The 24,792-nt window shown below is 67.1% G+C and carries 26 protein-coding genes; 8 read left to right on the top strand and 18 right to left on the bottom strand.

The features are described from left to right. Positions 1-15 precede the first annotated feature (15 nt). The 4 genes from OG326_RS16820 to OG326_RS16805 form a co-directional block, all read right to left on the bottom strand. Positions 16-981 carry an ABC transporter permease gene (locus tag OG326_RS16820; protein ID WP_327145581.1) on the bottom strand — a complete coding sequence of 322 codons (966 nt, stop codon included), beginning with the start codon at positions 979-981 and terminating at the stop codon, positions 16-18. Then, positions 978-1,838, bottom strand: a complete 861-nt coding sequence (locus OG326_RS16815; RefSeq protein WP_327145580.1) for an ABC transporter ATP-binding protein — start codon at positions 1,836-1,838, stop codon at positions 978-980. The genes OG326_RS16820 and OG326_RS16815 overlap by 4 nt, the downstream gene beginning before the upstream one ends. Before the next feature lie 70 nt (positions 1,839-1,908). Beyond that, entirely contained in the window at positions 1,909-3,108 is a 1,200-nt protein-coding gene (locus OG326_RS16810; RefSeq protein ID WP_327145579.1) for an amidohydrolase, read from the bottom strand. A 31-nt stretch (positions 3,109-3,139) separates the two neighbouring features. Then, on the bottom strand, positions 3,140-3,889 hold the full coding sequence (locus OG326_RS16805) for a sulfite exporter TauE/SafE family protein (protein WP_327145578.1): 750 nt from the start codon (positions 3,887-3,889) through the stop codon (positions 3,140-3,142). A gap of 243 nt (positions 3,890-4,132) precedes the next feature. Between OG326_RS16805 and OG326_RS16800 the strand changes: the two genes are divergently transcribed. Then, positions 4,133-4,777, top strand: a complete 645-nt coding sequence (locus OG326_RS16800; RefSeq protein WP_327145577.1) for a GntR family transcriptional regulator — start codon at positions 4,133-4,135, stop codon at positions 4,775-4,777. A 126-nt stretch (positions 4,778-4,903) separates the two neighbouring features. Then, positions 4,904-6,157, top strand: coding sequence for an amidohydrolase family protein (locus OG326_RS16795; RefSeq protein ID WP_327145576.1), 1,254 nt, complete (start codon positions 4,904-4,906; stop codon positions 6,155-6,157). Between the two features lie 84 nt (positions 6,158-6,241). On the opposite strand, the gene OG326_RS16790 is transcribed toward OG326_RS16795, so the two are convergent. After that, positions 6,242-7,564, bottom strand: a complete 1,323-nt coding sequence (locus tag OG326_RS16790; RefSeq protein ID WP_327145575.1) for an FAD-dependent monooxygenase — start codon at positions 7,562-7,564, stop codon at positions 6,242-6,244. Between the two features lie 47 nt (positions 7,565-7,611). On the opposite strand from OG326_RS16790, the gene OG326_RS16785 reads away from it, so the two are divergent. After that, positions 7,612-8,136, top strand: coding sequence for a CGNR zinc finger domain-containing protein (locus tag OG326_RS16785; RefSeq protein ID WP_327145574.1), 525 nt, complete (start codon positions 7,612-7,614; stop codon positions 8,134-8,136). 208 nt (positions 8,137-8,344) lie between these two features. Here OG326_RS16785 and OG326_RS16780 read toward each other — a convergent pair whose 3' ends face one another. Together OG326_RS16780 and OG326_RS16775 are read right to left on the bottom strand one after the other, a co-directional pair. Further along, entirely contained in the window at positions 8,345-9,559 is a 1,215-nt protein-coding gene (locus OG326_RS16780; protein ID WP_327145573.1) for an amidase family protein, read from the bottom strand. Next, positions 9,559-10,701 (bottom strand): acetamidase/formamidase family protein, encoded by a 1,143-nt coding sequence (locus OG326_RS16775; protein WP_327145572.1) that lies wholly within the window; start codon positions 10,699-10,701, stop codon positions 9,559-9,561. Before OG326_RS16775 ends, OG326_RS16780 begins: the two co-directional genes overlap by 1 nt. 156 nt (positions 10,702-10,857) lie before the next feature. On the opposite strand from OG326_RS16775, the gene OG326_RS16770 reads away from it, so the two are divergent. After that, entirely contained in the window at positions 10,858-11,625 is a 768-nt protein-coding gene (locus OG326_RS16770) for a FadR/GntR family transcriptional regulator (protein WP_327145571.1), read from the top strand. Here the strand turns inward: OG326_RS16770 and OG326_RS16765 are convergent. After that, on the bottom strand, positions 11,606-12,580 hold the full coding sequence (locus OG326_RS16765) for a GlxA family transcriptional regulator (protein WP_327145570.1): 975 nt from the start codon (positions 12,578-12,580) through the stop codon (positions 11,606-11,608). The genes OG326_RS16770 and OG326_RS16765 overlap by 20 nt on opposite strands. Positions 12,581-12,651: 71 nt before the next feature. Here OG326_RS16765 and OG326_RS16760 point away from each other — a divergent pair, with 71 nt between their 5' ends. Beyond that, entirely contained in the window at positions 12,652-13,620 is a 969-nt protein-coding gene (locus tag OG326_RS16760; RefSeq protein ID WP_327145569.1) for an NADP-dependent oxidoreductase, read from the top strand. An 85-nt stretch (positions 13,621-13,705) separates the two neighbouring features. Here the strand turns inward: OG326_RS16760 and ruvB are convergent, their stop codons facing one another. The 6 genes from ruvB to OG326_RS16730 form a co-directional block, all read right to left on the bottom strand. Further along, complete coding sequence (ruvB, locus tag OG326_RS16755; protein WP_327145568.1) at positions 13,706-14,809, bottom strand: Holliday junction branch migration DNA helicase RuvB; 1,104 nt, start codon at positions 14,807-14,809, stop codon at positions 13,706-13,708. A 6-nt stretch (positions 14,810-14,815) separates the two neighbouring features. Then, entirely contained in the window at positions 14,816-15,421 is a 606-nt protein-coding gene (gene ruvA, locus OG326_RS16750; protein WP_327145567.1) for a Holliday junction branch migration protein RuvA, read from the bottom strand. Continuing rightward, a complete protein-coding gene (gene ruvC / locus OG326_RS16745; protein WP_327145566.1) occupies positions 15,418-15,987 on the bottom strand; it encodes a crossover junction endodeoxyribonuclease RuvC in 570 nt (189 codons plus the stop codon). The genes ruvA and ruvC overlap by 4 nt, the downstream gene beginning before the upstream one ends. A gap of 87 nt (positions 15,988-16,074) precedes the next feature. After that, positions 16,075-16,521, bottom strand: coding sequence for an acyl-CoA thioesterase (locus OG326_RS16740; protein WP_327145565.1), 447 nt, complete (start codon positions 16,519-16,521; stop codon positions 16,075-16,077). A gap of 36 nt (positions 16,522-16,557) precedes the next feature. Next, positions 16,558-17,337, bottom strand: a complete 780-nt coding sequence (locus tag OG326_RS16735) for an SDR family NAD(P)-dependent oxidoreductase (protein WP_327145564.1) — start codon at positions 17,335-17,337, stop codon at positions 16,558-16,560. Between the two features lie 104 nt (positions 17,338-17,441). Next, positions 17,442-17,951: an O-acetyl-ADP-ribose deacetylase gene (locus tag OG326_RS16730; protein WP_327145563.1), complete on the bottom strand. Its 510-nt coding sequence runs from the start codon at positions 17,949-17,951 to the stop codon at positions 17,442-17,444. 76 nt (positions 17,952-18,027) lie between these two features. Here OG326_RS16730 and OG326_RS16725 point away from each other — a divergent pair, with 76 nt between their 5' ends. Further along, complete coding sequence (locus OG326_RS16725) at positions 18,028-18,759, top strand: tyrosine-protein phosphatase (protein ID WP_327145562.1); 732 nt, start codon at positions 18,028-18,030, stop codon at positions 18,757-18,759. A 37-nt stretch (positions 18,760-18,796) separates the two neighbouring features. On the opposite strand, the gene OG326_RS16720 is transcribed toward OG326_RS16725, so the two are convergent. The 3 genes from OG326_RS16720 to pdxT all read right to left on the bottom strand — a co-directional run bounded on the left by OG326_RS16720 (position 18,797) and on the right by pdxT (position 20,797). Next, positions 18,797-19,231 (bottom strand): hypothetical protein, encoded by a 435-nt coding sequence (locus tag OG326_RS16720; protein ID WP_327145561.1) that lies wholly within the window; start codon positions 19,229-19,231, stop codon positions 18,797-18,799. A 113-nt stretch (positions 19,232-19,344) separates the two neighbouring features. Further along, the gene (locus OG326_RS16715; protein WP_327145560.1) at positions 19,345-20,097 is read right to left on the bottom strand and encodes a YebC/PmpR family DNA-binding transcriptional regulator; all 753 of its coding nucleotides are present in this window, start codon (positions 20,095-20,097) and stop codon (positions 19,345-19,347) included. 76 nt (positions 20,098-20,173) lie between these two features. Continuing rightward, the gene (gene pdxT / locus OG326_RS16710) at positions 20,174-20,797 is read right to left on the bottom strand and encodes a pyridoxal 5'-phosphate synthase glutaminase subunit PdxT (RefSeq protein WP_327146503.1); all 624 of its coding nucleotides are present in this window, start codon (positions 20,795-20,797) and stop codon (positions 20,174-20,176) included. A gap of 208 nt (positions 20,798-21,005) precedes the next feature. Here pdxT and OG326_RS16705 point away from each other — a divergent pair, with 208 nt between their 5' ends. Beyond that, positions 21,006-22,697, top strand: a complete 1,692-nt coding sequence (locus OG326_RS16705) for an APC family permease (protein ID WP_327146502.1) — start codon at positions 21,006-21,008, stop codon at positions 22,695-22,697. A 273-nt stretch (positions 22,698-22,970) separates the two neighbouring features. Here the strand turns inward: OG326_RS16705 and OG326_RS16700 are convergent, their stop codons facing one another. Beyond that, positions 22,971-23,216 carry an SRPBCC family protein gene (locus OG326_RS16700; RefSeq protein ID WP_327146501.1) on the bottom strand — a complete coding sequence of 82 codons (246 nt, stop codon included), beginning with the start codon at positions 23,214-23,216 and terminating at the stop codon, positions 22,971-22,973. Positions 23,217-23,471: 255 nt separating this feature from the next. Here OG326_RS16700 and OG326_RS16695 point away from each other — a divergent pair, with 255 nt between their 5' ends. Continuing rightward, complete coding sequence (locus OG326_RS16695) at positions 23,472-24,593, top strand: epoxide hydrolase family protein (RefSeq protein ID WP_327145559.1); 1,122 nt, start codon at positions 23,472-23,474, stop codon at positions 24,591-24,593. Positions 24,594-24,792 lie beyond the last annotated feature (199 nt).

Below are 24,792 nucleotides of genomic sequence, written 5' to 3'. Positions count from 1 at the left end.
ACAGAGGGGTGGAAATCAGGCGCGCTTACCGTGGGCGCGATCGACGCGGGCGGCGAGAAAGTCGAAGGCCCAGAACAGGATCAGGCCGACGAGGGAGGACAGCAGCAGGGCGGTGAGCAGTTCTTCGGTGGCCAGGCGCTGCCGGTAGACATCGATCATGCGGCCGATGCCGGGATCACCCTGGCGGAAGAAGAAGTCGGCGACGATGGATCCGATGATGGCCATGCCGGCGGAGATCTTGAAACCGGTGATCATGGCCGGAAGCGCCGCGGGCAGTTGCAGTTTCAGCAGCCGCTGCCACCGGTTCGCGCCGTGCAGGGTGAACAGGTCGTGTTCGGCGGGCTGCACCGACTTCAGGCCGAACAGGGTATTGGTGATGACCGGGAACAGCGACACCATGACGCAGACGATGACGCGGCTGCCGAATTCGTAGCCGAACCAGAAGCCGAAGAGCGGAACCACCGCCAGCACCGGAATCGTCTGCAGGATCACGGCATACGGGTAGAGGGAGTATTCGGCCCAGCGGGCCTGGCTCATGAGCACCGCGAAGGCGACGCCCACCACGATGGCGATGGCGAGACCGGTGAGCGCGATCTGCACGGTGGCGCCGAGCGCCGTGAGGATCTCGGTGCGGGTCGCGGCATTCAGCAGGCCCTTGGACAGCACCGATTCCGGTGGGGGCAGCAGGAATCGGGAGTCCGCCGCGAGCACGAAATGACTGACCACGGTCCAGGCGGAAATGACGAGGAGGAACACGGTCACCGGGGCGATGATGCGAATGGGGGCAATCGCGAAGGGCCACCGCAGTTTTCGGTGATTGCCCGGGTCCGGAGTGCGCAGTCCGGTGTCGGCGGCGGTCTCCGGAACCGCCGTCCCGCCGCTCGAGGGCGCGGCCTCGGCGGGTGCGGCGGAGTTGTCGCCCGCCATGACCGCGGCGACAAGCGTTGCGGCGGTGGCGGAGCGGGCGGTGGCGGCGGTCATGCGGCCCTCCCGGTCGGTGTGATGTCGGTACGTTCGGCTTCGTGCAGCGCCGCCGAGACGGTGGCGGCGATGGCCCCGAATTCGGGGGTGTAGCGCAGTTCCGGGGCACGCGGGAAGTCCAGTGGCACCGGGATATCCGCGGCGACCCGGCCGGGGCGGCCGGTCAGCACCACGACCCGGGTGGACATGAATACCGCCTCGGCCACGGAGTGGGTGACGAAGACGCCGGTGAAGCCCGAGCGCCGGTACAGGCCGCTCACCTCTTCGTTCAGTCGCTGCCGGGTGATCTCGTCGAGGGCGCCGAAGGGTTCGTCGAAGAGGAACAGTTCCGGCGCCACGGTGAGCGCGCGGGCGATCGAGGTGCGCATGCGCATACCGCCGGAAAGCTGTGCGGGCTTGTGGTTTTCGAAGCCCGACAGCCCCACCCGCTCGATGGCGTCCCGGGCCGCGGCGCGTCGGGTGGCCTTGTCCACGCCCGAGAGTTCGGCGGGGAGTTCGACATTGCGCAGCACCGAGCGCCACGGCAGCAGGGTCGCCTCCTGGAAGACGTACCCCAGCTTGCTGGTGGCCGCCGCCACGGCGCCTGCGGTGGGTTTGTCGAATCCGGCGGCCAGGCGCAGCAGGGTCGATTTGCCGCAGCCGGAGGGTCCGACCAGGGAGACGAATTCGCCTGGGCGAATGTCGATATCGATGCCGTCGAGTGCGTGCGTGCCGTTCTCGAAGACCAGCGAGACGTTCTGGAAGGCCAGCGCCGGGGCGGTAGCGGCCGGGCGGGTGTATACGTTGCCGTCATCGGCGGCATCCGTCGCACCGGCCCGGCCCTGGCCGGTAATGGCTTGTGAAGCGGTGGTGCTCATGCTTCACAGTTCTATCGGTGGCTCATTGCCGTTCGCGGTCTACATGATTACGCCGCTGTTTCGTATACGATCAGTTCTCGACGAGAACGCCATGGCGCGCCACCACCCGGCCGCGCTTGAGCACCAGCGTGCGCGGCGCCACGGAAACCACCGCGGCGGCAGGCGTTTCAGCGCTCACGGTGAAGAGATCGGCGGCCGCCCCCGCGGTCAATCCGTAGTCGGTGAGACCGAGAACCTGTGCGCCACCGTAGGTTCCGGCGGCGAGCGCCAGTTCGATCTCGGGATCCGATACCAGGCGGTCACGGAAGGCGACGGTCATGATGCGGCGCAGCATGTCCCCATCGCCGTAGGGGGTCCACAGATCGCGAATGCCGTCATTGCCGAGCGCCAGGGTCGCGCCCACCTCGTGCAGGAGCCGGACCGGCACCACCGGGGCGTCCCCGACCGCGCAGGTGACCATCGAAACTCCGGCCTCGGCAAGGCCTTCCGCAATGCGCCGCTGTTCGCCCGGGGCCAGCTCCCCCATGGCGTAGGCATGGCTGATGGTGACGCGACCGGCCAGCCCGGTGGCCCGGGTGCGCTCGATGATCAGGTCGTACTGCCAGGCGCCCAGCGCGGCGCGGTCGTGCAGATGGATGTCGATGCGCGCGCCGTATTTCTCGGCGAGGCCGAAGATCAGATCGAGCTGGCCGTTGGCATTGCGGTCGTATCCGGCCGGGTCCAGACCGCCGATCACCTCGACGCCGTCGGCCAGGGCGGCCTCCAGGAGTTTGTCGGTGCCGGGGCGGGTCAGCAGACCGCCCTGAGGGAAGGCGACCAACTGCACATCCACCCGATCCGAATACCGTGCGGCCGCGGCGCGCACGGCATCCACCCCGCGCAGCCCGACCTCCGGGTCGATATCGATATGGCTGCGCACGTGCGCGGTGCCGCCGGAGATCATGGCTCCCAGCAGATTCGCCGCGTAGTCGGCGCTGGGCAGGCCGAGTTCATCGCGGCGGCCTTCCCCGTTCGCGATACGACCCTGCAGGGTCAGGCCACCGCTATTGGGCACCCAGGGTCCGCCGTACATGGTCTTGTCGAGGTGGCAGTGCGAGTCGACCAGGCCGGGCAGGACCAGCGCGCCCGCCAGATCGATGGTCTCCGTGGCGCTTTCGGTGAGGTTCGGGCCGATCTCGGCGATTCGGCCGTCGCTGATCGCGATATCGGCGGTGTCCAGCGGCCGGCCGGGAGTCCAGGGGCGGCCTCCGCGGAGCAGTAGGTCGTGCATCGATGTACCTCTTTCGAATGGGTGGGAGCGCTCAGGCCAGCAGCATGGCGGTGCCCGCGCCGACGCCGAAGACGATGACGAGGGCGCGGAAGGCGCCCGGCTGCAGGCGGTCCGCGAGTTTCGCGCCCGCCACGCCGCCGAGCAGGCAGGCGGGCGCCAGGACCAGGACTGCGAGCCAGTGCACCGGGCCGAACAGTGCGACGGCGATCATGGCGGTGGTCGAAACAGTCAGGGTGAGCAGGCTTTTCAGGCCGTTCAGCTGAGTGATCGAGGCGTCGATGCCCAGCGCCAGCGCCGTCAGCAGGACGATGCCCATACCGCCGTTGAAGTACGCGCCGTAGACGCCGCCGAGGAATACCCCGGCGAACAGCAGCAACTGGGAATCGCCCTCGCCGCGGCGCGCGGACAGCAGTTTCGACAGGAACGGCTGCGCCGCGAACAGAGCGGTGGCGGCGAGAATCAGATACGGGACCAGCGCGGCGAAGACCTTGGGCGGCGCCGCCAGCAACGCGATCACGCCGCCTCCCGCGCCGACGGCGCCGGTCAGTATCAATCGCGGGACCAGCGCGCGATGTTCGTCGAGTCGTTTGCGCAGTGCCGCCGCGCCGCCCAGGTAGCCCGGCCAGACCGAGACCGAATTGGTGACGGTGGCCGCGACCGGCGGCAGGCCGGTGGCCAGCAGCGCGGGAAATGAGAGCAGGCTGCCGCCGCCGGCGATGGCATTGCAGACGCCCGCACCGAAACCGGCGACGAGCAGTAGAACCAGATGCGCGGGATCCATGAAATCCTTCCGGACAGATATGCAGCGCATCGTATACAAACTGCCCCGGACCGGCGAGCCGAAGAACACGCTGGGGCAATGCAGGTCACACAGCGTCGTCACAGCCTGCGGTCGCGCAGGCGGACAACCGCTTTCATGCAGTAGATTGGCGGCAATCGATCCGGCAGCACCACGATGGATCGTATGCAAATGCCCGTTTCCCCGTTTCGTTTGTGAGGCCGCAGTGACGTTTGTGAGGCCATAGTGAGCAGCACTGTCCGGCGCATGACGCCGCAGCAGCTGTGCCGCGCGATTCGCGACGACATCATCAGCGGGGTGTTCGCCCCGGGCCAGCGCCTCACCGAGGAGTCGCTCGCCGAGAGCTACGGCGTCTCGCGAGTACCGGTGCGGGAAGCGTTGCGCACCCTGGAGGCAGAGGGTTTCGCCTCGTCACGGCCCTACGCCGGAGTGTTCGTCGCGGAATTGACCGAGGAGGAGGCGGCGGATCTGCTGGAGATCCGCGCCCGCCTGGAACCGCTGTGCGCCTCGCGCGCGGCCGTGCGCCGCACGCCCGAACAGCTCGGGCGGCTCAAGGAACTCACCGTGCTGGGCCAGGATGCCGTGCACGCCGGTCGTCTGGAAGAGCTGACCCGTCTCAACAGCCGCTTCCACGAGGTGCTCGCCGAGGCCTCCGGCAGCACCCTGCTCGAACAGCTGATCACCCAGCTGAGCTGGAAGATCGCATGGGTCTACGCCGTCGAGCTGCCGCGCCGGGCCAGCGACTCCTGGCATGAGCACGAGGAGATCTGCGCCGCGCTCGAGGCCGGTGATCCGGACCGCGCCGCGCAGGTGGTCGCCGACCATATCGCGCACGCGGCGTACGCCTATCGGCTGCGCCAGCTGCCCTAGGCCGCCGGAGCCTCCGGAAGTCCTTGCCCGGCAAGGCGGCTCGTAACCTCAGCGCAGCAATTCCCGCCCTCGAACGAAACACGCCGGTCGTATACAAACGGTGACACTCTCGTTCAGGAGGCACCCATGGCGGATCTTGTGCTGCGTAATGCCCGCATCGACGATGGCATCGACCCGGTCGATATCGCCATTGCCGACGGTCGCATCACCGATATCGGCCGCAGCCTTCCCGAACAGGGCCGCGACGAAATCGAGTGCGCCGGGCGGGTGGTCATTCCCGGGCTCATCGAATCCCATGTGCACCTGGACAAGGCACTGCTGGACGCCGAACGGCCGAATCCCGACGGCACGCTGGCTGGAGCCATCGCGGTCACCGCCGAACTCAAGCGCGGGTTCACCGTCGATTCCATTCGCGATCGTGCCCGACGCGTCCTGGATATGGCAATCACCCATGGCACCACCGTGATTCGCGCGCATCCCGACGTCGATCCGATTGTCGGGCTGCGCGGCGTGCAGGCGCTGCTCGCGCTGCGTGAGGACTACCGCGACCGCATCGACCTGCAGATCGTCGCGTTTCCGCAGGAGGGCATCCTGCAAGCCCCCGGCACCCTCGACCTGCTGCGCGAAAGCCTCCGCCGCGGCGCGGATGTGATCGGCGGCTGCGCCTACAACGAACCCACTGTCGCCGAATGCCGCCGCCATATAGACCTGGTCTTCGACCTCGCCGCCGAATTCGATGTCCCCGTGGACATCCACGCCGATTTCGCCGACGATGCCACCGACCCGCGCTTCGCCATGGCCGACTACATTGCCGACGTCACCGACCGCACCGGTATGTCCGGCCGGGTCACCCTGGGCCACATGACTTCTCTCGCCGGTCAGGAACCAGCCCGGCGAGACCACACCCTCGCCCGCCTGGCCGCCGCCGGTGTCGCCGTGGTCCCCCTCCCCGCCACCGATATGCATCTCGGCGGCCGCACCGACATCACAAACATCCGCCGCGGCATCGCCCCATTGCGCGAACTCTGGGCAGCAGGCGTCACCACCGCGTACTCCTCCAACAACATTCGCAATGCGTTTACCCCCTACGGCAACGCCGACCTCCTCGATATCGGCCTGTTCCTCGCCCAGACCTGCCACCTCTCCGGCCCCGAAGACCTGACCAGGGTCCTCGCCATGGCCACCACCGAGGCCGCTCGCGTCATCGGCATCGCCCACGACTACGGCCTGCGCCCCGGCGCACCCGCCGACCTGGTTGTGCTCTCCACCCACCGCGTAGCCGACGCCCTATTGGACCGCCCCGACCGCAACTACGTCCTCAAAGCAGGCCGAATAGTCGCCCGTACCAGTCGAATTCAGGACGGGATACTCACGCATTAGCCACACCCGAGCCTGCGTGCTCGTCTTCGCCTGCGGCAGTCGGAAGCAATACCACGCCGCCCGCAACAGGCAGTTCGGCAACTCTCATTCACGGCGTGCGGCGATGTGCCCGTCCGGGCGGACGGAGAGCGAGGTGGTCTCGGGGAGGCCGCACTCCCGCCGAAGTTGTTCGGGCAGTTGATTTCCCGAGAGGTGCGTAGGGCCGAAACCGACCAGGTCGAGGGTGGAACGGCCGTCCGGCAGCCAGGCGTGCGGCAGCCGGGCGCCGATCGACGCCGAGGGGTGGTAGCCGGTGAGATTCAGCGGGGCCGCCGGATCACCGTAATCAGTGGTGAGCAGCAATAGATCATCGATGCGGTACTCGGTACGGGCATTGGCGGTGGCGATATCGATGACTTGGCGGGCAACCGGACGGCGCTCGGATTCGTAGGTGTCCAGCAGGACTGGATCTGCGGCCGCAGTGTGAACCGCGGCGAGCTTCCACGCCAGATTGTCGGCGTCGCCGATGCCGACATTGAGGCCGTGGCCACCGGTCGGGGGGATGGCGTGGGCGGCGTCTCCTGCCAGCAGGACACGATCGGACCGATAGGCCGCTGCCAGTTGGGCATCCATGCGCCACGACACCGCATCGTGGATCTCTACGCCGAGGTCGTCCAGTCCGACTCCGGCGCGAATCAAGGCCACCAGATCGAGGTCTGCGCTATCGACTCCGCCGGTCAAGGGGTACTGGAAGATCCAGTGCCGATCATTGTCGACGGCCATGAATCCGCCGGCGGGCAGGAAGTAGGAGGCACTCGCGCGATCGGCGACCACCGCACCCAGGTCGGCCTCGAATCGGACGCTGAGGAATTCGCCGAGTCCGGTGGGGCCCGCCATGTCGATATTCGCGCCCGCGCGAACGGTGCTGCGCACACCGTCGCAGCCGATCAGCCAATCCGCCTGCACGACAGTCTCTTCGCCGTTGCGGGTATCGAGCAGCGTCCCGACGACCGCATCAGCTTTCTGCTGATAGGACACCAGTCGTACGCCCCGGCGCACGCGCTCTCCGGCCCGCGCGGTCAGCACCCGTTCGAGCACATCCTGCGAGCAGATCAAGCCGGGCGACGGCGTGTGCTCCGGCTGCCCGTCCGAGACCGGCCCGGTACGAACGAAATCCGGGTCGACGAGCGTGCGGCCGCGGAAGAAGGCGACCTGGTCCGCGGGCAGCCCGGCGGCGCGGACGTCATCCTCCAGGCCGCAGCGCCGGAAGATCTCCATCGATCGCGCCGCGAGACCGCGCGCCTTCGGATGCGGTGACGGCTCCAGGCGCGCCTCCACCACCAGGTGCTCGATCTCATAGCGCGACAACAAGATCGATAGCGTCAGTCCCACCGGACCACCGCCCACCACCAGCACGGGCGTATACATCACCCTCCTGTAACGGCAATTCGTTCTTTTGACGTTACACTACCCGTGTGACGGATGAGTCGAACCCGAGGGGCCTGTACTTCCTGGCCGAGCTGGCCAATGCTGTCGAAGCCCAGGACGCCGACCGCTCCGAGCTCGAACGAATACTGCGTTACCACGGCGCACCTGATCCGCACCTGAGCGAAGTCGATGCCGTCGTAATACGGTCCGCGACAGGCCGAATCGGCGACATCCTCGCCACGCGGAATCCTGACGAGGCGGCATTCGCGATCAACACGCTCCTCACCCGCTACCCCGCCCGCCCCGTCCTCGTCCAGCTCCCCGGCCGCCCCTGGTCGATGCACTCCCACCCACCCGAAACCGCAGACCGCGAATACTGGCTGCTCTCCACCGCCGCCCTCGCCCTCGGCCTCTGGCTCAGCGATACCGGCCGCTGCGCCTGGGGCCGCTGCGCAGCCCCCGACTGCCACCGCTTCTACATAGACACCGGCCGCCGCCAACCCCAGAAATACTGCACCCCCCGATGCGCCACCCGCACCCGCGTTGCCACCCACCGCCAGCGCACTTCCTGAAACTTCATCCCAGCCCCCAACGCACCGAAACCCCAACCGCGCCGAGAGGGCTCTGGTGGTGGACAACTGCGGCGTGTCGCCACCATGAGAGCCCACTCGGCGTCAGAGGCAGGGGTGCGCGCGCGGATGGGGGGCGGTTGAGATGCGTGGGGCTGGCGGGATTTCGGAGGATGTCGAGGACTGGCGGTTTTCAGTCGGCGTTGATTGGTCAGTGTGGTTGGGGGAGGTGGGATAACGCGATGAGGTGGGCCTGGCGGATGAGGGTGTGGTCGGTGTTGGGGGCGCCTAGGAGGCAGAGGCCTACGGGGAGGGTGTCGAGGGGGCGGGTGGGGAGGGTGACTGCGGGGAGGCCTGCGAGGGAGGCCAGGCAGGTCAGGTGGAGGGTGCGGGTACGTCCCGCCTCCAAGGTGATGGCGGGGGCTGTGCGCGGGGGTGGGAGGGTTGCGGTGGTGGGGAGTAGGAGGGTTCGGCCGGTCAGGGCGGTTCGGAGGTGGGCGGATGCGGTGGCTACCACTGCGCGGGCGCGGTCTGCGGCGGGGTCGGAGATGGTGGCGGCGTAGGCGAAGCGCTGGGCCACTTCGGGTTCCAGGGCGCCGGGGTGGGCGGTGATCCAGGGGCCGTGGGTGGTCCAGGCTTCGTGTGCCTGGACGGTGCGGAAGGCGGTGAACCAGGCGTCGAGGTCGGCGTCGAGGTCCAGTTCGGTGGCGCCCAGTGCGGTGGCGGCGGTGAGTGCGCGGCTCGCGAGGTCGCCGTCGGCGACCACGCACAGCGCGGGATCGACGACAAGCTGCGGGGGATCCGCGCCAAGGTTCGCGGGATCGGCGACGAGGTGCTGCGAGGTCGAGTTGGGGTTTGGCAGCAGGCAATCGGCCACGGCGGCAAGTGTTTCCGGGTCACGGGCCATCCAGCCGACCGTGTCGAAGGACGGGGCCAGGGGAATGAGACCCTCGGTGGAGAGGCGGCCGTGGGTGGTGCGGATGCCCCAGAGGCCCTGGTAGGCGGCAGGGACTCGAATGGAGCCCGCGGTATCGGTGCCGAGGCCGATGCTGACCTCGCCGCGGGCCACGGCCACGGCGGAACCGCTGGAGGAACCGCCCGGAATGCGCTCGGGGGCTGCCGGATTCACCGGCATGCCGTACCGGCCGTTGGATCCGGTGATGCTGTAGGCGAATTCGTCGGTGTGTGCGATGCCGGTGAGATCGGCGCCGGCGGACAGCAGCTGCGACACCGCGGCGGCGTGGCCGGACTGCGGTTCGCCGAGGTAGTCGGGTACGCCTGCGCCGAGGGCGAATCCGGCCACGGCGTAGAGGTCTTTCACGGCCACGCCGTGACCGGACAATGGGCCCGGCGCGGTAGCCGCTACCAGGGGCCCGCCCAATACGCGCCAGACACCGTCACCGCTCCCCCGTGGATCCGGCTCCACTACGCACGCCCCAGAATGCGGCGCGCTAGGTCGGTGGTGGCATGGTGCGCGAAATCGGCCACCCGAATCTCACCGTGCACGCCGCGCACCTGGTCCACGGCCTGCGAGATATTGAAATCCGTTGCGGCGCTGAGGTAGAGGTAGGCCTGCTGCGGATCGGCGTCGAACAGCGACACCACCATTTCGACGGCATTGCGGACGCAGACCTCGAGTGCCCGGTTCAGGTCGGGGTCCAGGCCGGTGGGAATGACGAACCCGTGGGCGGCCGCGAACGGGCCGATGGAACGGCCGAGTCCCGCCGTCACCTCGGCCGCGGGGACCAGGTCGACGGTGAGGCGGGCGCGCAGCGGCGCTTCCAGCGCGGTGAGCGCCACCTCGCCATTGCCCTGCGCGAAATGCGGGTCGCCGATATAGAACAGCGCATCCTCGACCTGCACGGGCAGGAACAGCGTCGCACCGGGCGTGAGGCGGCGGATATCGATATTGCCGCCGTGCTGACCGGGCGGCACCGAGGAGATATGCGAATCGGTATCGGTGGCCACACCGATGAGCCCCAGGAACGGGTTGATCGGGAATTCCGCACGATGGGGCAGGCCGGGGTGAATCGGCATGCCGCCGAACCACTCTCCATCGCGCGATGCCACGCTGCAGAACTGACCGTAGTCACCGTCGAAGCCGAGACGGTGCGCGAGAACGCCGCGATTGTGGCGGGTGGACACCACGCCGTAGGGCGCGCGCATGGCCAGATCATCGATGCGGATGGCGAGCAGATCCCCGGGCTGCGCGCCGGTGACGGCGATCGGACCGGTGACGATATGCGGCCCGGCGAGGGAGTCGCGTTTACGGGCGGCGGCGACTTCGACCGTGTCGGTGAGGATATGACCGGCCTCGACGCCGTGCCTGCCGAAGTAGGCGACGGGATCCGAACCCTGATCCTCGAGAATGCCCTCATGGCTGATGGTGTCGATGACCACCGTCTGCCCGGGATCGACGGTGGCGATGGGCTTGTCGCCGATACAGGGGATGCGCCCCCACAACACCTTCGGCGGCTCGGCCGGGATGTAGAGGTCCGCACCGGTGACCCCCTCACCCTGCTGCAGCACCGGAAACGCGGGAACGAACTCCTGCACGATCGACGTCACGCTCATACCTTCCATACCCGACCGCAATTGGTCGGACCATCCGATATGCCGACCATAAGACAGGCGAACGACCGACGACGTGCTTCGAAACCTAACGTAACCAACGGTTTACAACCACGAAATGGCAAGCATACGAACGGATTTAGAGTTGAGACGGTGACCACTTCGATACCACCGCTGAGCCGCCGCTCCCGCAGTGTGAGCGCGGAGGTCGCGGCGCACCTGGAGGGCCTGATCATCAGCGGCGAGCTGTGCGCGGGCGATAAACTGCCGCCCGAACGCGAACTCGCCGCCAGTATGAACATCTCTCGATCGTCCCTCCGGCAGGCCATGTTCGAACTGGAATCGAAGAAGCTCATCGAGCGCCGCCAGGGACGCGGCAGCACCGTCACCGAGATGTCGCGCGGGGCAGCGGAATTGGCGGGCGGTCTCGCCGCCGCCGATATCGAACTCGGCTATGCCAGCGAGCTCCGGGATCTCGTCGAGCCGCGCATCGCCCACCTGGCCGCACTGCGCGCCGTGGAATCGAATCTGCTGTCCCTGGAGACCGTGCTCGGGCAGAGCCGCGAAACCCTCTCCGCCACCGAATCATTGCGCCTGGACATCGAATTCCACACCCTGCTGGCCCACGCCGCCCAGAACCCGCTCCTGGTCACCCTGTGCACCATGACCACCGACTGGACCCGCCGCACCCGAACCCTCTCGCACCGCACCAAACTCGGCCGCCGCATCTCCCTGCGCGGCCACCATCTCATCTACGACGCCGTCGCCCGCCGCGACGGTGCCGCCGCCGCGGCAGCCATGGAGCTGCACCTGCGCGAGGTCCGCGACCTCAGCATCCCGCGGCTGCCCGATAAGCGCCCCGGCCCAGTTCAGGCTGTAGGCCCGGATCGGTCGCAGGAGCTCAGGATTCAGCGGGGGTGACCGCGCGGAAGGTGCGGCGGTAGGCGAGCGGGGCGACGCCGATGGCCTCGTGCAGGTGCTGGCGGAGAGAGGTTCCGGTGGCGAAACCTACTTCGGCGGCAATGCGATCCACCGGGAGCTCGGTGGTTTCCAGGAGTTCGCGGGCGCGGAACACGCGCTGTTGAATGAGCCAGCGGCCCGGGCTCATACCGACCTCGTCGCGGAAGCGGCGGGCGAAGGTGCGGCCGCTCATGCGCGCGTGGCCCGCGAGATCGGCCATGGTGAGCGGCTCGTGCAGGTTCGCCAGCGCCCACTGGCGAGCCGAGGCGGTGCCCGGGGAGGCGAGCGGGGGCATGGGCTGTTCGATGAACTGGGCCTGGCCGCCCTCCCGCCAGGGCGGTACGACGCAGCGGCGGGCGACCATATTGGCGACTTCGCTGCCGTGATCGCGGCGAATGAGGTGCAGGCACAGGTCGACTCCGGCGGATGCGCCCGCCGAGGTGAGAATGTCGTCGTCATCGACATAGAGCACATTCGGATCCACCCGAACCTGGGGGAAAGCCGACTGGAAGCGGTCACTGAAGTTCCAGTGCGTGGTGGCGGGGCGATCGTTCAGCAGCCCGGCGGCCGCGACCACGATCGCACCCGTGCAGATGGAAACGAGCCGGGCGCCGGGCCGAATCCGGGCCAGAGCATCCGCAATCTCCTGCGGCAAACCATCATTCAGAATCGACAGCACATCGCACGGCGGAATGACCACGGTGTCGGCGCTTTCCAGAATCCCGCCGTCGTGTGCGACGGAGATGTCGAAGTCGGAGCTACTGCGCACCGGCCTGCCGTCGACCGAACAGGTGAGCACCTCGTACCGCCCATCCGCGGTACCGAATACCCGGTTCGGGATGCCGAGCTCGAACGGGTACACGCCGTCCAATGCCAGCACGACCACCCGGTGCGGCCGGATTGCCTCGAAGTCCATGGCACGATCCTATCGAATAATGGCGATCATGCCATTTCCCGCGGCGGCCGACAGCGGCAAGCTTGGGTGCTATGAGCGAGAACAGCATCAGCATTCCCGAGACCATGCGCGCCATCGGCCAGGACGTTCTGGGCGGGCCGGAGGTGCTGCACGAGGTGCGGCGCCCGGTCCCGCAGCCCGGACCCAGTGAAATTCTGGTGCGGGTGCACGCCACCGCGCTCAACCCCACCGACTGGGGTCACCGCCGCCGAGCCGGGCTGTTTCTTCCGGAACCGCCGTTTGTGCTCGGCTGGGACGTCTCCGGTGAGGTGGTGGCGATCGGGGTCGGCGTCACCCTGTTCCAGCCGGGCGACGAGGTTTTCGGCATGCTCCCCTATCCGCACGGACACGGCGCGGCTGCCGAATATGTCACCGGGCCCACCCGCGCATTCGCCCGGAAACCCGCGGCTCTCAGCCATATCGAGGCCGCCGCCATTCCGCTGGCCGCGCTCACCGCCTGGCAGGCGCTGGTGGATACCGCCGACCTGCACGCAGGACAGCGTGTCCTGATCCATGCCGCCGCCGGCGGCGTCGGCCACTTCGCCGTGCAGATCGCCAAAGCTCGCGGCGCGTATGTGATCGGGACCGCCAGTTCCGCCAATCATGATTTCCTGCGCAGTCTCGGTGCGGACGAGGTGATCGACTATCGGACCACCGAGGTGGCGGAGGCCGTTCGGGATGTCGATGTCATTCTCGATCCGATCGACGCGGACCACGCCATCGAATCGCTGAAGTCCCTGAGCCCCAACGGAATCCTGGTGTCCATTCGCGCTCTCGGCGCCGATGCGCTGATCGAGGCCGCCCGGCAGCGCGGCGTACGCGCCGCCCTCCTGCTGGTCGAAGCCGATCACGCCGGGATGAACGCACTCGCCGACCTGGTTGCCTCCGGCGCCCTGCGCCCCACGATCGCGGGTGTCTTCCCGCTGGCCGATGCCGCCAAGGCGCACGCCCTCGGTGAAACCGGCCGCACCGCAGGAAAACTCGTCCTCACCGTCGACTGAGTTCGCATTGGGCAGTTGATCACCAGGAATTGGCGGCGGGATCGGCCGAGAACAGCCCGCCACCAATTCCTGGTGAAGCGCGCGTCTACGCGGAGTCGAACAGGCCCGGATGGGATTCGCGGGCACGGACTTCGATGGAACCGAAGACCAGGTCCGGGGGTGGTACCAGGCCCAGATGCTCCCAGGCGGCGGCAGTCGCCACGCGACCGCGCGGGGTGCGCGCGACCAAACCCGCACGGACGAGGAAGGGTTCGCAGACCTCCTCGACGGTGGCGGACTCCTCCCCCACCGCGACGGCCAGGGTCGAAACGCCTACCGGGCCACCGTTGAAGCTGCGAATGAGAGCCGTGAGCACTGCGCGGTCGAGACGATCGAGACCGAGGACATCCACGTCATAGACGGCCAGTGCGGCCTGTGCGAGCTGCCGGGTCACGATGCCGTCGAACTTCACCTCGGCGTAGTCGCGGACGCGGCGCAGCAGGCGGTTGGCGATACGCGGCGTGCCACGGGAGCGGCCGGCGATCTCGGCGGCGGCATCGGCCTCCAGCTGCACGCCGAGAATGCGCGCGGATCGGACCAGAATCTGTTGCAGCTCCGCGGGTTCGTAGAAATCCATATGGCCGGTGAAGCCGAAGCGGTCACGCAGCGGACCTGTCAGCGCACCCGAGCGGGTGGTCGCACCGACCAGGGTGAAGGGCGCGATATCCAGGGGAATCGAGGTGGCGCCCGGACCCTTGCCGACCACCACATCGACCCGGAAATCCTCCATGGCCAGGTACAGCATTTCCTCGGCGGGCCGGGCGATGCGGTGGATCTCGTCGATGAACAGCACATCGCCCTCGACCAGATTGCTGAGCATGGCGGCCAGATCACCGGCCCGCTCCAGCGCGGGGCCGGAGGTCAGGCGCAGTGCGGAACCGAGTTCGCCCGCGATGATCATGGCCATACTCGTCTTGCCGAGTCCGGGCGGACCGGACAGCAGCACGTGATCCGGGGTGCCGCCGCGCTGTTTCGCACCGCGCAGCACCAGTGCCAGCTGTTCGCGTACGCGCGGCTGACCGATGAAATCGTCCAGGGATTTCGGGCGCAGGCTGGCCTCGATCTCCCCATCGGAGGTGAGATAGCTTGCGCTGACCGCGGATTCGTCGGAATCGAGCGAATCGGCGTCGAAGTCGGGTTCGTCGATCATGATCGCCTATCGGTTCTTGCCCAGCAGCCCCAGCGCCGCCCGCAGGGCCTGCGAGGTGCCCAGGTCGGGATCGTGAACCAGGACCGCCTCCACCGCGGGTTCGGCCTGCTTCACCGGGAAGCCGAGGCCGATCAGCGCCTCCACCACCTGCTCGCGCACGGGGGTGACCGCGATCGCAGGCCCGGATCCGGGCGGACCGGACTGCACCGGAACAAGATCCACCTTGTCGCGCAATTCCACGACCATGCGCTCAGCGCCGCGCTTGCCGATACCGGGCACGCGGGTCAGGGCGGCGACATTGGATTCCGCGAGCGCCTTGCGCAGCGCTTCGGGCTCGAGCACCGCGAGCACCGCCATGGCGATCTTGGGCCCGACGCCGGACACGGTCAGCAGGAGCCCGAACAGCTCGCGAGACTCGGTGTCGGAGAACCCGAACAGCGTCATGGAATCCTCGCGCACGATCATGGTCGTGTAGAGGCGTGCATCCTCGCCGCGAGTGAGCGTGGATAGTGTGACGGGGGTGGCATTGAGCCGATACCCGACTCCGGCGGCCTCCAGGACCACATGGTCGAGCCCGATCTCGAGCACCTCACCGCGTACCGACGCGATCACCCGGACACCGCCTTCCGTTGCTGGGCAAGCTTTTCCTCGTACATGCGCCGCTGCGCGGCCGCCATGGCCTCTGCCTTGGCCATGCGATCGATCATCGGCGCGCGCCAGCAGTGGCAGATGGCCAGTGCGAGCGCATCGGCGGCATCGGCCGGTTTCGGCGCGACCGCCAGCCCGAGGATACGGGTCACCATGGCGGTTACTTGCGCCTTGTCCGCCGAGCCGTTTCCGGTGACGGCGGCCTTCACCTGACTGGGGGTGTGGAAGTGCACCGGGATGCCGCGGCGTGCGGCGGCGAGGGCGATGACGCCGCCCGCCTGCGCGGTGCCCATGGCCGTGCGGACATTGTTCTGCGAGAACACGCGCTCGATGGCGACGGCCTCGGGCTTGTACTTGTCCATCCACAGCTCGGCGGCATCGGCGACACCCATGAGCCGCTGCGCCAGATCCATCTCCGGTGGCGTGCGCACCACATCGACCTGAATGGCCTTGACCGACCGCCCCAGACCACCCTCGACCATGCTGAGCCCGCACCGGGTAAGCCCGGGGTCGACGCCCATCACCCGCACGAAAACCCCTCTCACCGCAGACGAACAACTGTTCGAGAGTCTAACGGAACAGCGCGGATTCCCCGCTCACCGACACGAGCGCGCCGCTCACGGACAGGACGGCTGCACACCGAGCAGGGTCGGATCCGTCGCCCGCTTCGCCCACTCCTGTGCCGGATTCGCCACCAATCGCCGAGTGCGTAGGTCCATCAGCCCGCTCACATGGGCCACGGTCGCCGAAAGTTCCCCATCAGCGCGAATCAGGTCGTGCTCAACGCGATACGTCTTCCCATCGCCCCACACCCACGAGCAGGACACCTCCACCGCATCGCCCGCCCGCAATTCCCGGTGATACTTGATCACCGTCTCCAGATTCACCGGGCCCAACCCCTCTGCCAGCAGCTCCGCCACCGAAATCCCCGCCGCCTGAACACATTCGAACCGCGAGTGATCCGCAAACTGCTGATAGGCGGCACCCGTCACATGCAACTGCGGATCCAGATCGGACACCCTGACCTCGATCCGAATCCGGAACGGCTCATACGTATTCGTCACGGACCCACCCTTGCAGACCCCACCGACAAGAATGCGCTACTCGGCCAGGGCAGCGAGATTGGGGAAGCCGGTGAGCTGCCAGCCGCCGTCGATGATCAGTGAGGCGCCGGTGATGTAGGACGCGTCGTCGCCGGCGAGGAACAGGCAGGGACCGGCAATCTGATCCGGGGTCGCGGGCGCGCGCAGCGGGATGCGGTCGAGGAACATATCCAGCGCCGGCTGGTATCCGATGATCGGCGCGCCCATCGGTGTGTCGACCAGACCGGGCAGGACGCAGTTGACGCGAATACCGTACGGGGCCAGCTCTAGTGCGGCGTTCTTGCTGAACATCTCCACACCGGCCTTGCCCGTGGCGTACGGGCTGGCGCCGGGGACCGGGATGCGGGCATCCAGGGACGAGACATTGACGATCGCGCCGCCACCGGCTTCGCGCATGCGGCGGGCCTCGTGTTTGGTGCACAGGAAAACGCTCTTCTGGACCAGATCGATGGTGAAATCCCAGTCCTGCTCGGCCATTTCGGTCACCGCGCCGATCAGCGAGCTGCCCGCGACATTGAAAGCCAGGTCCAGACCGCCGAAGTGGTCGACAGCGGTGGAAACGGCGGCCGCCACCTCCGATTCGATCGTCACATTCGAAGTCGCGGGCACGAACCGGTCACCGAATCGCTCGGCCAAGGCTTTCAACCCGGTCTCATTGATATCGACGCCGACAACCTGCGCCCCCTCGGCGATCAGTCGCGTCGCGATCGCAGCGCCGATACCGGAGGCCGCGCCGGTGACCAGGGCGGTTTTCGCAGCGAATCTGTTATTTGCCATCAACACAACCACTTTCACGATGTTGAGCCCACCGTAGCAGTCGACTGACACAGCGTCTTGTAAATGACAAACCGTCTACCGACGACCTGAAACCACGCCCCCGCTCACACCCCTTGCGCGCAAAACGCCTGGTACGCCTCATCACTGAACAATACGAACCGCACCTCCCGCACCCCGGTCTCCGCCGCACGCACAGTCTCGACCGCAAGCCGAGCCCCATCCTCCATCGGCCACCGAAAGATCCCCGTGGAGATCGCCGGAAACGCCACCGTCCGCGCCCCCAATTCATCTGCCACCCGCAAAGATTCCCGATAACAGGACACCAGCAACTCGGACCGATCCTCCTCCCCCGACCACACCGGCCCCACCGTATGAATCACCCACCGAGCAGGCAACCGCCCCGCCGTAGTAGCCACCGCCTGCCCCGTCCCCAACCCCCGCCCGTAATGCGAGGCCCGCAACGCCCGGCACGCAGCAAGAATCTCCGGCCCACCCTTCCGATGAATAGCCCCATCCACACCCCCACCCCCGAGCAACGACGAATTAGCCGCATTCACCACCGCATCCACACCCTGCTCAGTGATATCCCCCCGAACCACCACCAATTCGACCATGCCCATATTCTCGCACCGGGCGACCGAGCGGGAGGTGGCAGGATGAGCCTGCCGGAGTGTTCTCAGGGGGTCGAATATGAAGCGGCACATCGAATTCGAACGACTGCACAACTTCCGGGATCTGGGTGGCTACCGGACCGGCGACGGGCGGATGGTCGCGTGGGGTCGGCTGTATCGGTCCGACTCGCTCGGAAAGCTTCGTGGCCGGGACTGGAATCGCTTCCTCGGCCTGGATATTCGGACGGTCATCGATCTGCGGTATCCGTGGGAGATCGAGTCCAAAGGCGCGGTCCCCGAGCCGGAACGGTTCTGCTACGCCAACTTCAGCATCGAGCACCGCCCCTACGATCAGGCGTCGATCGACCCGAATCTCGATCCCTGGCGCTACCTGGCGGACAAATTCGCCGAGGTCGCGGCCGACGGTGTCGAGGAGATCCGCCAGGTCATCGAATTGATCGCCGACTCCGAGGGACCCACGGTATTCCACTGCGCCTCCGGCAAAGACCGCACCGGCCTCATCGCCGCACTGGTCCTGACCGCCTTGGACGTCTCCGAGGAACAGATCCTCGCCGACTTCGCCCTGACCGAACTGGCAACCCCGCTCCTCATCGAGGAATGGCAGGAAGCACACCCGAACCGCGAACTGCGATGGCCCGGATACGGACGCGCACCCGCACAGATCATGCGGTTCGTTCTCGACGATCTCGCCGAAGCCCACGGATCGGTGCACCGCTACATCTCCGAGGAGCTGGGGATCGAGGAGCACACGATCGAGAAGCTCAAGTTCCAGCTGATCACCGGCATGTAGGCGATCAGCTGGAACCGGGTACAGCGCAAACGGCAGGTCAGCCGGCGGAGCCGGTGTGGGGGGCTAGTTTTTGGTCGTTGTCGACTGTGGCGGTTTGGTAGTCGATGGTGACCGGGTAGGTGTTGTCCCAGGTGCCGGGGTCTTGGACCTGGTTGGACTGGAAGGTGCCGTCGGGGTTCATGGTCGTTTCTGTGTGCCAGGAGCCGGGCTCGTAGTCGCTCGGGCAGGAGATGGGGATTTGGTCGGTGGCGCGGCGGCCCGCGTAGCCCGAGAAGTCGTGGGCGCCACCGCCGAACGAGCAGGTGACGCGGCCGGTGACGTAGTAGATGTCGTCGGTGTCGTTGCGGCAGGTGTAGTCGCTGCAGGACAGGCCGGGGGCGAGATCTTTCGCGGCGGCCTGCGGGGCGAGGACCGCTACCGCGGCGGAGGTCAGGGCGGTAATGCCGAGGGCGACGGTCAACCGTTGCGGCATGAGTGTGTCTTCTCCTTTATCGGCCCCGACCTGAAATCCACTGTACCGATACGAAAATCGCAGGCCGCCCCCAAAAATAGGGGCGGCCTGCGATTGCCGGGAGGGGTGCGAACTCAGTCGTCGAGTTCGGCGAGGACCTCATCGGAGATGTCCACATTGGTGTAGACGTTCTGGACGTCGTCACTGTCTTCGAGCGCGTCGATCAGCTTGAAGACCTTGCGGGCGGTGTCGGCGTCGACCGAGACCGACATCGACGGCTGGAAGCCCGAGTCGGCGGAGTCGTAGTCGAAACCGGCCGCCTGCAGCGCGGTACGGACCGCGATCAGATCGCCGGGTTCGGAGATGACCTCGAAGGACTCGCCCAGATCGTTGACCTCTTCGGCGCCCGCGTCGAGCACCGCCATGAGCACATCGTCCTCGGAGTGATTGTGCTTCTCCAGGGTGACCAGGCCCTTGCGGTGGAACAGGTACGACACCGAACCCGGATCGGCCATATTGCCGCCGTTGCGGGTCATCGCAAGACGCACTTCACCGGCAGCGCGGTTGCGATTATCGGTGAGGCACTCGATCAGCACGGCAACACCATTGGGGCCGTAGCCCTCGTACATGATGGTCTGCCAGTCTGCGCCGCCGGCCTCTTCGCCACCGCCGCGCTTGCGAGCGCGCTCGATATTGTCGTTGGGCACCGACGACTTCTTCGCCTTCTGAATGGCGTCGTACAGCGTCGGATTGCCGTCCGGGTCACTTCCACCGGTGCGGGCCGCCACCTCGATGTTCTTGATCAACTTGGCGAAGAGCTTGCCGCGCTTCGCGTCGATCCCGGCCTTCTTGTGCTTGGTGGTGGCCCATTTGGAGTGGCCGCTCATTCCCTACTTCCTCTTTTCAGGGGGCAGGAGCCCACAGATGGACAGCGCCCCAGTCTACTGATCTTGTGCAGCCGGGTCACACCCCGATGCGCGGGCGCACCACGGTGTCGACGAACAGCCGGTGCACCCGCAGGTCGCCGGTCACCTCCGGGTGGAAGGACGTGGCCAGCACATTGCCCTGCCGCACCGCGACGATGGTGCCCGCGGCGGGTCCGGAGGGCACGCGCGCCAGCACCTCGACATTGTCGCCCGCGCGCTCCACCCATGGGGCACGAATGAAAACCGCGCGTACCGGACCGTCGTCGAGACCGCGGAAATCCAGATCGGTTTCGAAGGAATCGACCTGACGACCGAAGGCATTGCGCCGCACCGTCATATCGATGCCGTTCAGCGTGTGCATGTCCGGGCGGGTGTCGAGCACCTCGGAGGCCAGCAGGATCATGCCCGCGCAGGACCCGAAGGCGGGCAGGCCGTCACGCAGTCGCTTGCGCAGCGGCTCGAGCAGGTCGAAGACCTCCAGCAGTTTGCTGATGGTGGTGGATTCGCCTCCCGGGAGCACCAATCCGTCGACGGCATCGAGTTCGGATTCGCGGCGCACGGCCACCGGCTCGGCGCCGCACGCTGCCAGCGCGTGCATATGCTCGCGCACGTCGCCCTGCAGGGCCAGCACGCCAATCGTCGGAGTCACGCCGTCGAGCATACGTTCGGGTGCTGATGTGGCCCTGCTCACCCAGGGTGTGAAGGTTTCGTTAGGACGGGTGTCCAAGTGTCGCCGGAGGTGAACACTCCGCGATGTGACTGATGTGTTACGAGAAACCACACCCGGCCCGCGCGGTGGGGTAGACGCTCCGCCGCCGAAGCACGGGCTGACTGTGTCGACCGGGTTGGCCGGGCTTTCGCTGGATGCCATGGCGTCGGTCGCCTACGGTCCCGAGGCGATCGTGCTGGTGCTGGCCGCCGCCGGCTCGGCCGGGCTGGGCTACACGCTGCCGGTGACCCTGGCCATCGTGGTGCTGCTGACCGTTCTCATCGCGTCCTACCGGCAGGTCATCGCAGCCTTCCCCAACGGCGGCGGCGCGTACGCGGTGGCCAAGGCGCGGCTCGGGCGGCGCACGAGCCTGGTCGCGGCGGCTTCACTGATCGTCGACTACGTGCTGAACGTGGCGGTTTCCATCGCGGCCGGTGTGGCGGCACTGACCTCCGCGTTCCCCGGGCTGCTGCCGTACACGATGTGGGTCTGCCTGGCGGTGCTGGTGGGCATCACGGTGCTGAACCTGTACGGCATTCGGGAGAGCGCGCGGGCGTTCATGGCCCCGACCGCCGTCTTCGTCATCGGCATCTTCGCGGTGATCATCGCCGGGCTGCTGCGATCGGATCCGGCGAGCGTCTCGAGCGGCGCCGCCGTGGCGACCGATGCCAAGACGATCGGAGTTCTGCTGCTGCTCAAGGCATTCTCCAGTGGCTGCGCGGCGCTCACCGGCGTCGAGGCCATTGCGAACGCGGTGCCGAGCTTCCAGCAGCCCAAGGTCAAGCGGGCCCAGCGCGCCGAGGTCGCACTGGGCGTTCTGCTCGGCCTCATGCTGATCGGCCTGGCCACCCTGATCGGCAAGTTCTCGATCCATCCGATCGACGGCACCACCGTGCTCTCGCAGCTGACCGAGGCCGCGCTCGGCCACGGAATCGCCTACTACGTAGTGCAATTCGCGACGGTGCTGCTGCTTGCGCTGGCCGCCAACACGTCTTACGGCGGACTGCCGACGCTCACCAAGATCCTCGCCGACGACAATTGCCTGCCGCATCGCTTCGCGGTGACATCCCCGCGCCAGGTGTACCGATTCGGCGTACTGGCACTGGGCATTTCGTCCGCGGTGCTGTTGGTGGCGTCCGAGGGCAATATGAACGCGCTGGTCCCGCTGTTCGCCATCGGCGTCTTCGTCGGATTCACCATTGCCCAGGTCGGCATGGTCCGGCACTGGCTCGCCACGCGCAGCGACGGCTGGCAGTGGCGTACGGCGCTCAATGGTTTCGGCGCGGTGCTCACCTTCGTCGCCGCCATCGTCACCACCTCCATGAAATTCACCGAGGGGGCGTGGCTGATCGTGCTGGTGCTACCGCTGCTGGTGCTGGTCATGGAGAAGATTCGCAAGATCTACGAGCGAATCGACGGCTGCCGCGGCGCGGACTGCGTCCCGGAAACGCCCCGGCCGACCGAAACCGCCATCGTGGTCCCCGTCTCCGAAGTCTCCGAGCTGAGCCGCGAAGCCCTCTCCGCCGCAATGTCATTGGGCCGCGATGTGATCGCCGTGCACGTCTGCATGCACGACGAGAACATCACCGTCTTCACCAAGGAGTGGGAGGCATGGCATCCCGATGTCCGCCTGGTCATGCTCGAAGACGGTGACACCACGGTCGGCGGACCGGTCGCCCGCTACGTCCGCGACCATTTCCAGGGCCGCCGCAAGGTCGTGGTGATCGCCGAGGTCGAACCGCCCGCAGGCTGGAACCACGTCCTGCCCAGCCACCGCAGCGATGAGCTGGAGCGCGTCCTGCGCAAAATGCCCGACACGGTGGTCTGCCACCTGCGCGTGCAGACGGCCTGACCTAAGAAAGCGGCCCGGTCCCTCCTCGGAGGGACCGGGCCGCTTCATGTGTCCGGTCCTAGGCCGAGCCGCAACCCGCCGGAGTGGTCGACGGCGATTCCCAGCACAGCGGGTTGAAGCTGCCCGTCGACGCCACCGGGCTCAGCAGTGCGGCAATCGCTGAAAGAAAGTTCATGGTGCGTATCCGTTCCATCCGCCGGCGACAGTCCGCCGGGTGACATCGCACACTAGGCAGCAACATCAACATTGTCATGCCCATGTTTCCAATGGCGGCTATAGCGCGTGGTGAATCACCTCACCGAGCCGCGGCAGGACGAGACGTTTCCAACTCCGTTCCATGGCGTTGCGCACCATCCTCTGCCGGCGATCTTCGATGTCGAAACCTGTCTGCGTCAACAGAAGTCGTGTACCACGACCCTGCGGATGCAGTGTCCAGTCGACAATCCACCGGGCGGGATGCCCGGCCTGCGGATACATCCAGCTGTACGTCAACTGCGCGCACGGCCGGGCCGCGATCATCGACGTGCTGCACGGAACGCACTGGCTCACTCCACCCACCTCGCCGATACACCGCACCCCAGCCAGTCTCGACTTTCATGAATTCATCACGCTGATCCACGTCATACCTGGCTGAGCGCACTCTCATGAGTGCCCTTCTGTGCGAGATCGACCGCGGGTACGGCTGCTCGGAATATTCCTGTCGCGACCATGGCTACTGTTGCGCGGACTCGAGCATCCGATCCGATGACGCCTCGACCAGTAAGGAGCCTTGTTATGTCCGCCGAGCCATTCGAGGTCAGCATCACCGAAGCCGAGATCGCGGATCTGCGTGAACGATTGCGGCGGACGCGGTGGCCCGAGCCCGAGCCGGTGGAGGACTGGTCACAGGGGTTGCCGCTGGCGTATGCGCAGGAGCTTTGCCGGAGCTGGGCTGAGGAGTATGACTTCGGGTTCGCGGAGCGGCTGAACGTTTTCCCGCAGTATCGCGACACGATCGACGGGCTGGGCATCCACTTTCTGCACGTCCGCTCCCCGGAGCCGGACGCGTTCCCGCTGGTGCTCACGCACGGGTGGCCGGGTTCGGTGCTCGAGTTCCTGGAGGTTCTGGGCCCGCTGACAGACCCGCGCGCGCACGGCGGGGACCCGGCGGACGCGTTCCATGTGGTCGCGCCGTCGTTGCCCGGGTACGGCTGGAGTGACAAGCCGTCGACGACCGGGTGGGGTGTCACTCGCATCGCGCGCGCCTGGGACACGTTGATGGTCTCGCTCGGTTACGAGCGGTACGGCGCGCAGGGCGGCGACTGGGGTTCGGCGGTGTCCGGCACGCTGGGTGAGGTGGCGCCCGAGCGGGTCGCCGGCGTGCATCTGAACCTGGGGTCCGTGGCGGCGGGCACGTTCGCCGACCCGACGCCCGCGGAGCTGGCGAACCTCGAGGCCGAGAAGGAGTTCCAGCGCACCGGCCGGGGGTACTCGGCCATCCAGGCGACCCGGCCGCAGACGCTCGGCTACGGCCTCACCGACTCCCCAGCGGGTCAGGCCGCGTGGATCGCCGAGAAGTTCTGGGCCTGGACCGACAAGAACGGCCACCCCGAGGACGCGTTATCGCGGCAGCAGATCCTCGACGAGATCTCGGTCTACTGGTTCACCGCATCAGCCACCTCCTCGGCACGCCTGTACTGGGAGAGCTTCGCCAACTTCCGCGACAAGGTCACCGCGCCATCCGGGCTGTCGATCTACCCGAGCGACATCACCCGCCCATCGCGGCGAGAGGCCGAGTTGCGTTTCACCGACCTGCGCTGGTTCGAGGAGCTGCCGCATGGCGGCCACTTCGCCGCTCTCGAGCAGCCGGAGTCACTGGTCGAGCAGGTGCGCGGATTCTTCCGCCTCTTCCGCTGACTGTCCTCGGAGAAGCCCGGCGCGGCGGAAGATCAACCCACCTACCAGCTACCCCAATTGGCGAGTTGCTCGCGAAAGCGCTTGCCGCCCATGGATGTTCATCCCCAGGACCACGCACCACAGGTACGAGCGCGAATTCGCGAATCCCGTTGTGTCCCAGCGAAGTAGCGGGTGTCGTGGCCTCCCCTCCCGGCCACGA

It is taken from the genome of Nocardia sp. NBC_01327, from assembly GCF_035958815.1.
GTDB lineage: Bacteria > Actinomycetota > Actinomycetes > Mycobacteriales > Mycobacteriaceae > Nocardia.
Note: the sequence above shows the minus strand (reverse complement) of the source record. Positions and strands in the feature narration are given on the sequence as shown.

Excerpts from the sequence above, each read along its gene's own strand:
- OG326_RS16815 (WP_327145580.1), bottom strand. The coding sequence starts at position 1,838 with ATGAGCACCACCGCTTCACAAGCCATTACCGGCCAGGGCCGGGCCGGT.
- OG326_RS16735 (WP_327145564.1), bottom strand. The coding sequence starts at position 17,337 with ATGGCAAATAACAGATTCGCTGCGAAAACCGCCCTGGTCACCGGCGCG.
- OG326_RS16805 (WP_327145578.1), bottom strand. The coding sequence starts at position 3,889 with ATGGATCCCGCGCATCTGGTTCTACTGCTCGTCGCCGGTTTCGGTGCG.
- OG326_RS16695 (WP_327145559.1), top strand. The coding sequence starts at position 23,472 with ATGTCCGCCGAGCCATTCGAGGTCAGCATCACCGAAGCCGAGATCGCG.
- OG326_RS16705 (WP_327146502.1), top strand. The coding sequence starts at position 21,006 with ATGGCGTCGGTCGCCTACGGTCCCGAGGCGATCGTGCTGGTGCTGGCC.
- OG326_RS16700 (WP_327146501.1), bottom strand. The coding sequence starts at position 23,216 with ATGATCGCGGCCCGGCCGTGCGCGCAGTTGACGTACAGCTGGATGTAT.
- OG326_RS16760 (WP_327145569.1), top strand. The coding sequence starts at position 12,652 with ATGAGCGAGAACAGCATCAGCATTCCCGAGACCATGCGCGCCATCGGC.
- OG326_RS16730 (WP_327145563.1), bottom strand. The coding sequence starts at position 17,951 with ATGGTCGAATTGGTGGTGGTTCGGGGGGATATCACTGAGCAGGGTGTG.
- OG326_RS16790 (WP_327145575.1), bottom strand. The coding sequence starts at position 7,564 with ATGTATACGCCCGTGCTGGTGGTGGGCGGTGGTCCGGTGGGACTGACG.
- OG326_RS16820 (WP_327145581.1), bottom strand. The coding sequence starts at position 981 with ATGACCGCCGCCACCGCCCGCTCCGCCACCGCCGCAACGCTTGTCGCC.
- pdxT (WP_327146503.1), bottom strand. The coding sequence starts at position 20,797 with ATGCTCGACGGCGTGACTCCGACGATTGGCGTGCTGGCCCTGCAGGGC.
- OG326_RS16715 (WP_327145560.1), bottom strand. The coding sequence starts at position 20,097 with ATGAGCGGCCACTCCAAATGGGCCACCACCAAGCACAAGAAGGCCGGG.
- OG326_RS16795 (WP_327145576.1), top strand. The coding sequence starts at position 4,904 with ATGGCGGATCTTGTGCTGCGTAATGCCCGCATCGACGATGGCATCGAC.
- OG326_RS16765 (WP_327145570.1), bottom strand. The coding sequence starts at position 12,580 with ATGGACTTCGAGGCAATCCGGCCGCACCGGGTGGTCGTGCTGGCATTG.
- OG326_RS16725 (WP_327145562.1), top strand. The coding sequence starts at position 18,028 with ATGAAGCGGCACATCGAATTCGAACGACTGCACAACTTCCGGGATCTG.
- OG326_RS16720 (WP_327145561.1), bottom strand. The coding sequence starts at position 19,231 with ATGCCGCAACGGTTGACCGTCGCCCTCGGCATTACCGCCCTGACCTCC.
- OG326_RS16810 (WP_327145579.1), bottom strand. The coding sequence starts at position 3,108 with ATGCACGACCTACTGCTCCGCGGAGGCCGCCCCTGGACTCCCGGCCGG.
- ruvB (WP_327145568.1), bottom strand. The coding sequence starts at position 14,809 with ATGATCGACGAACCCGACTTCGACGCCGATTCGCTCGATTCCGACGAA.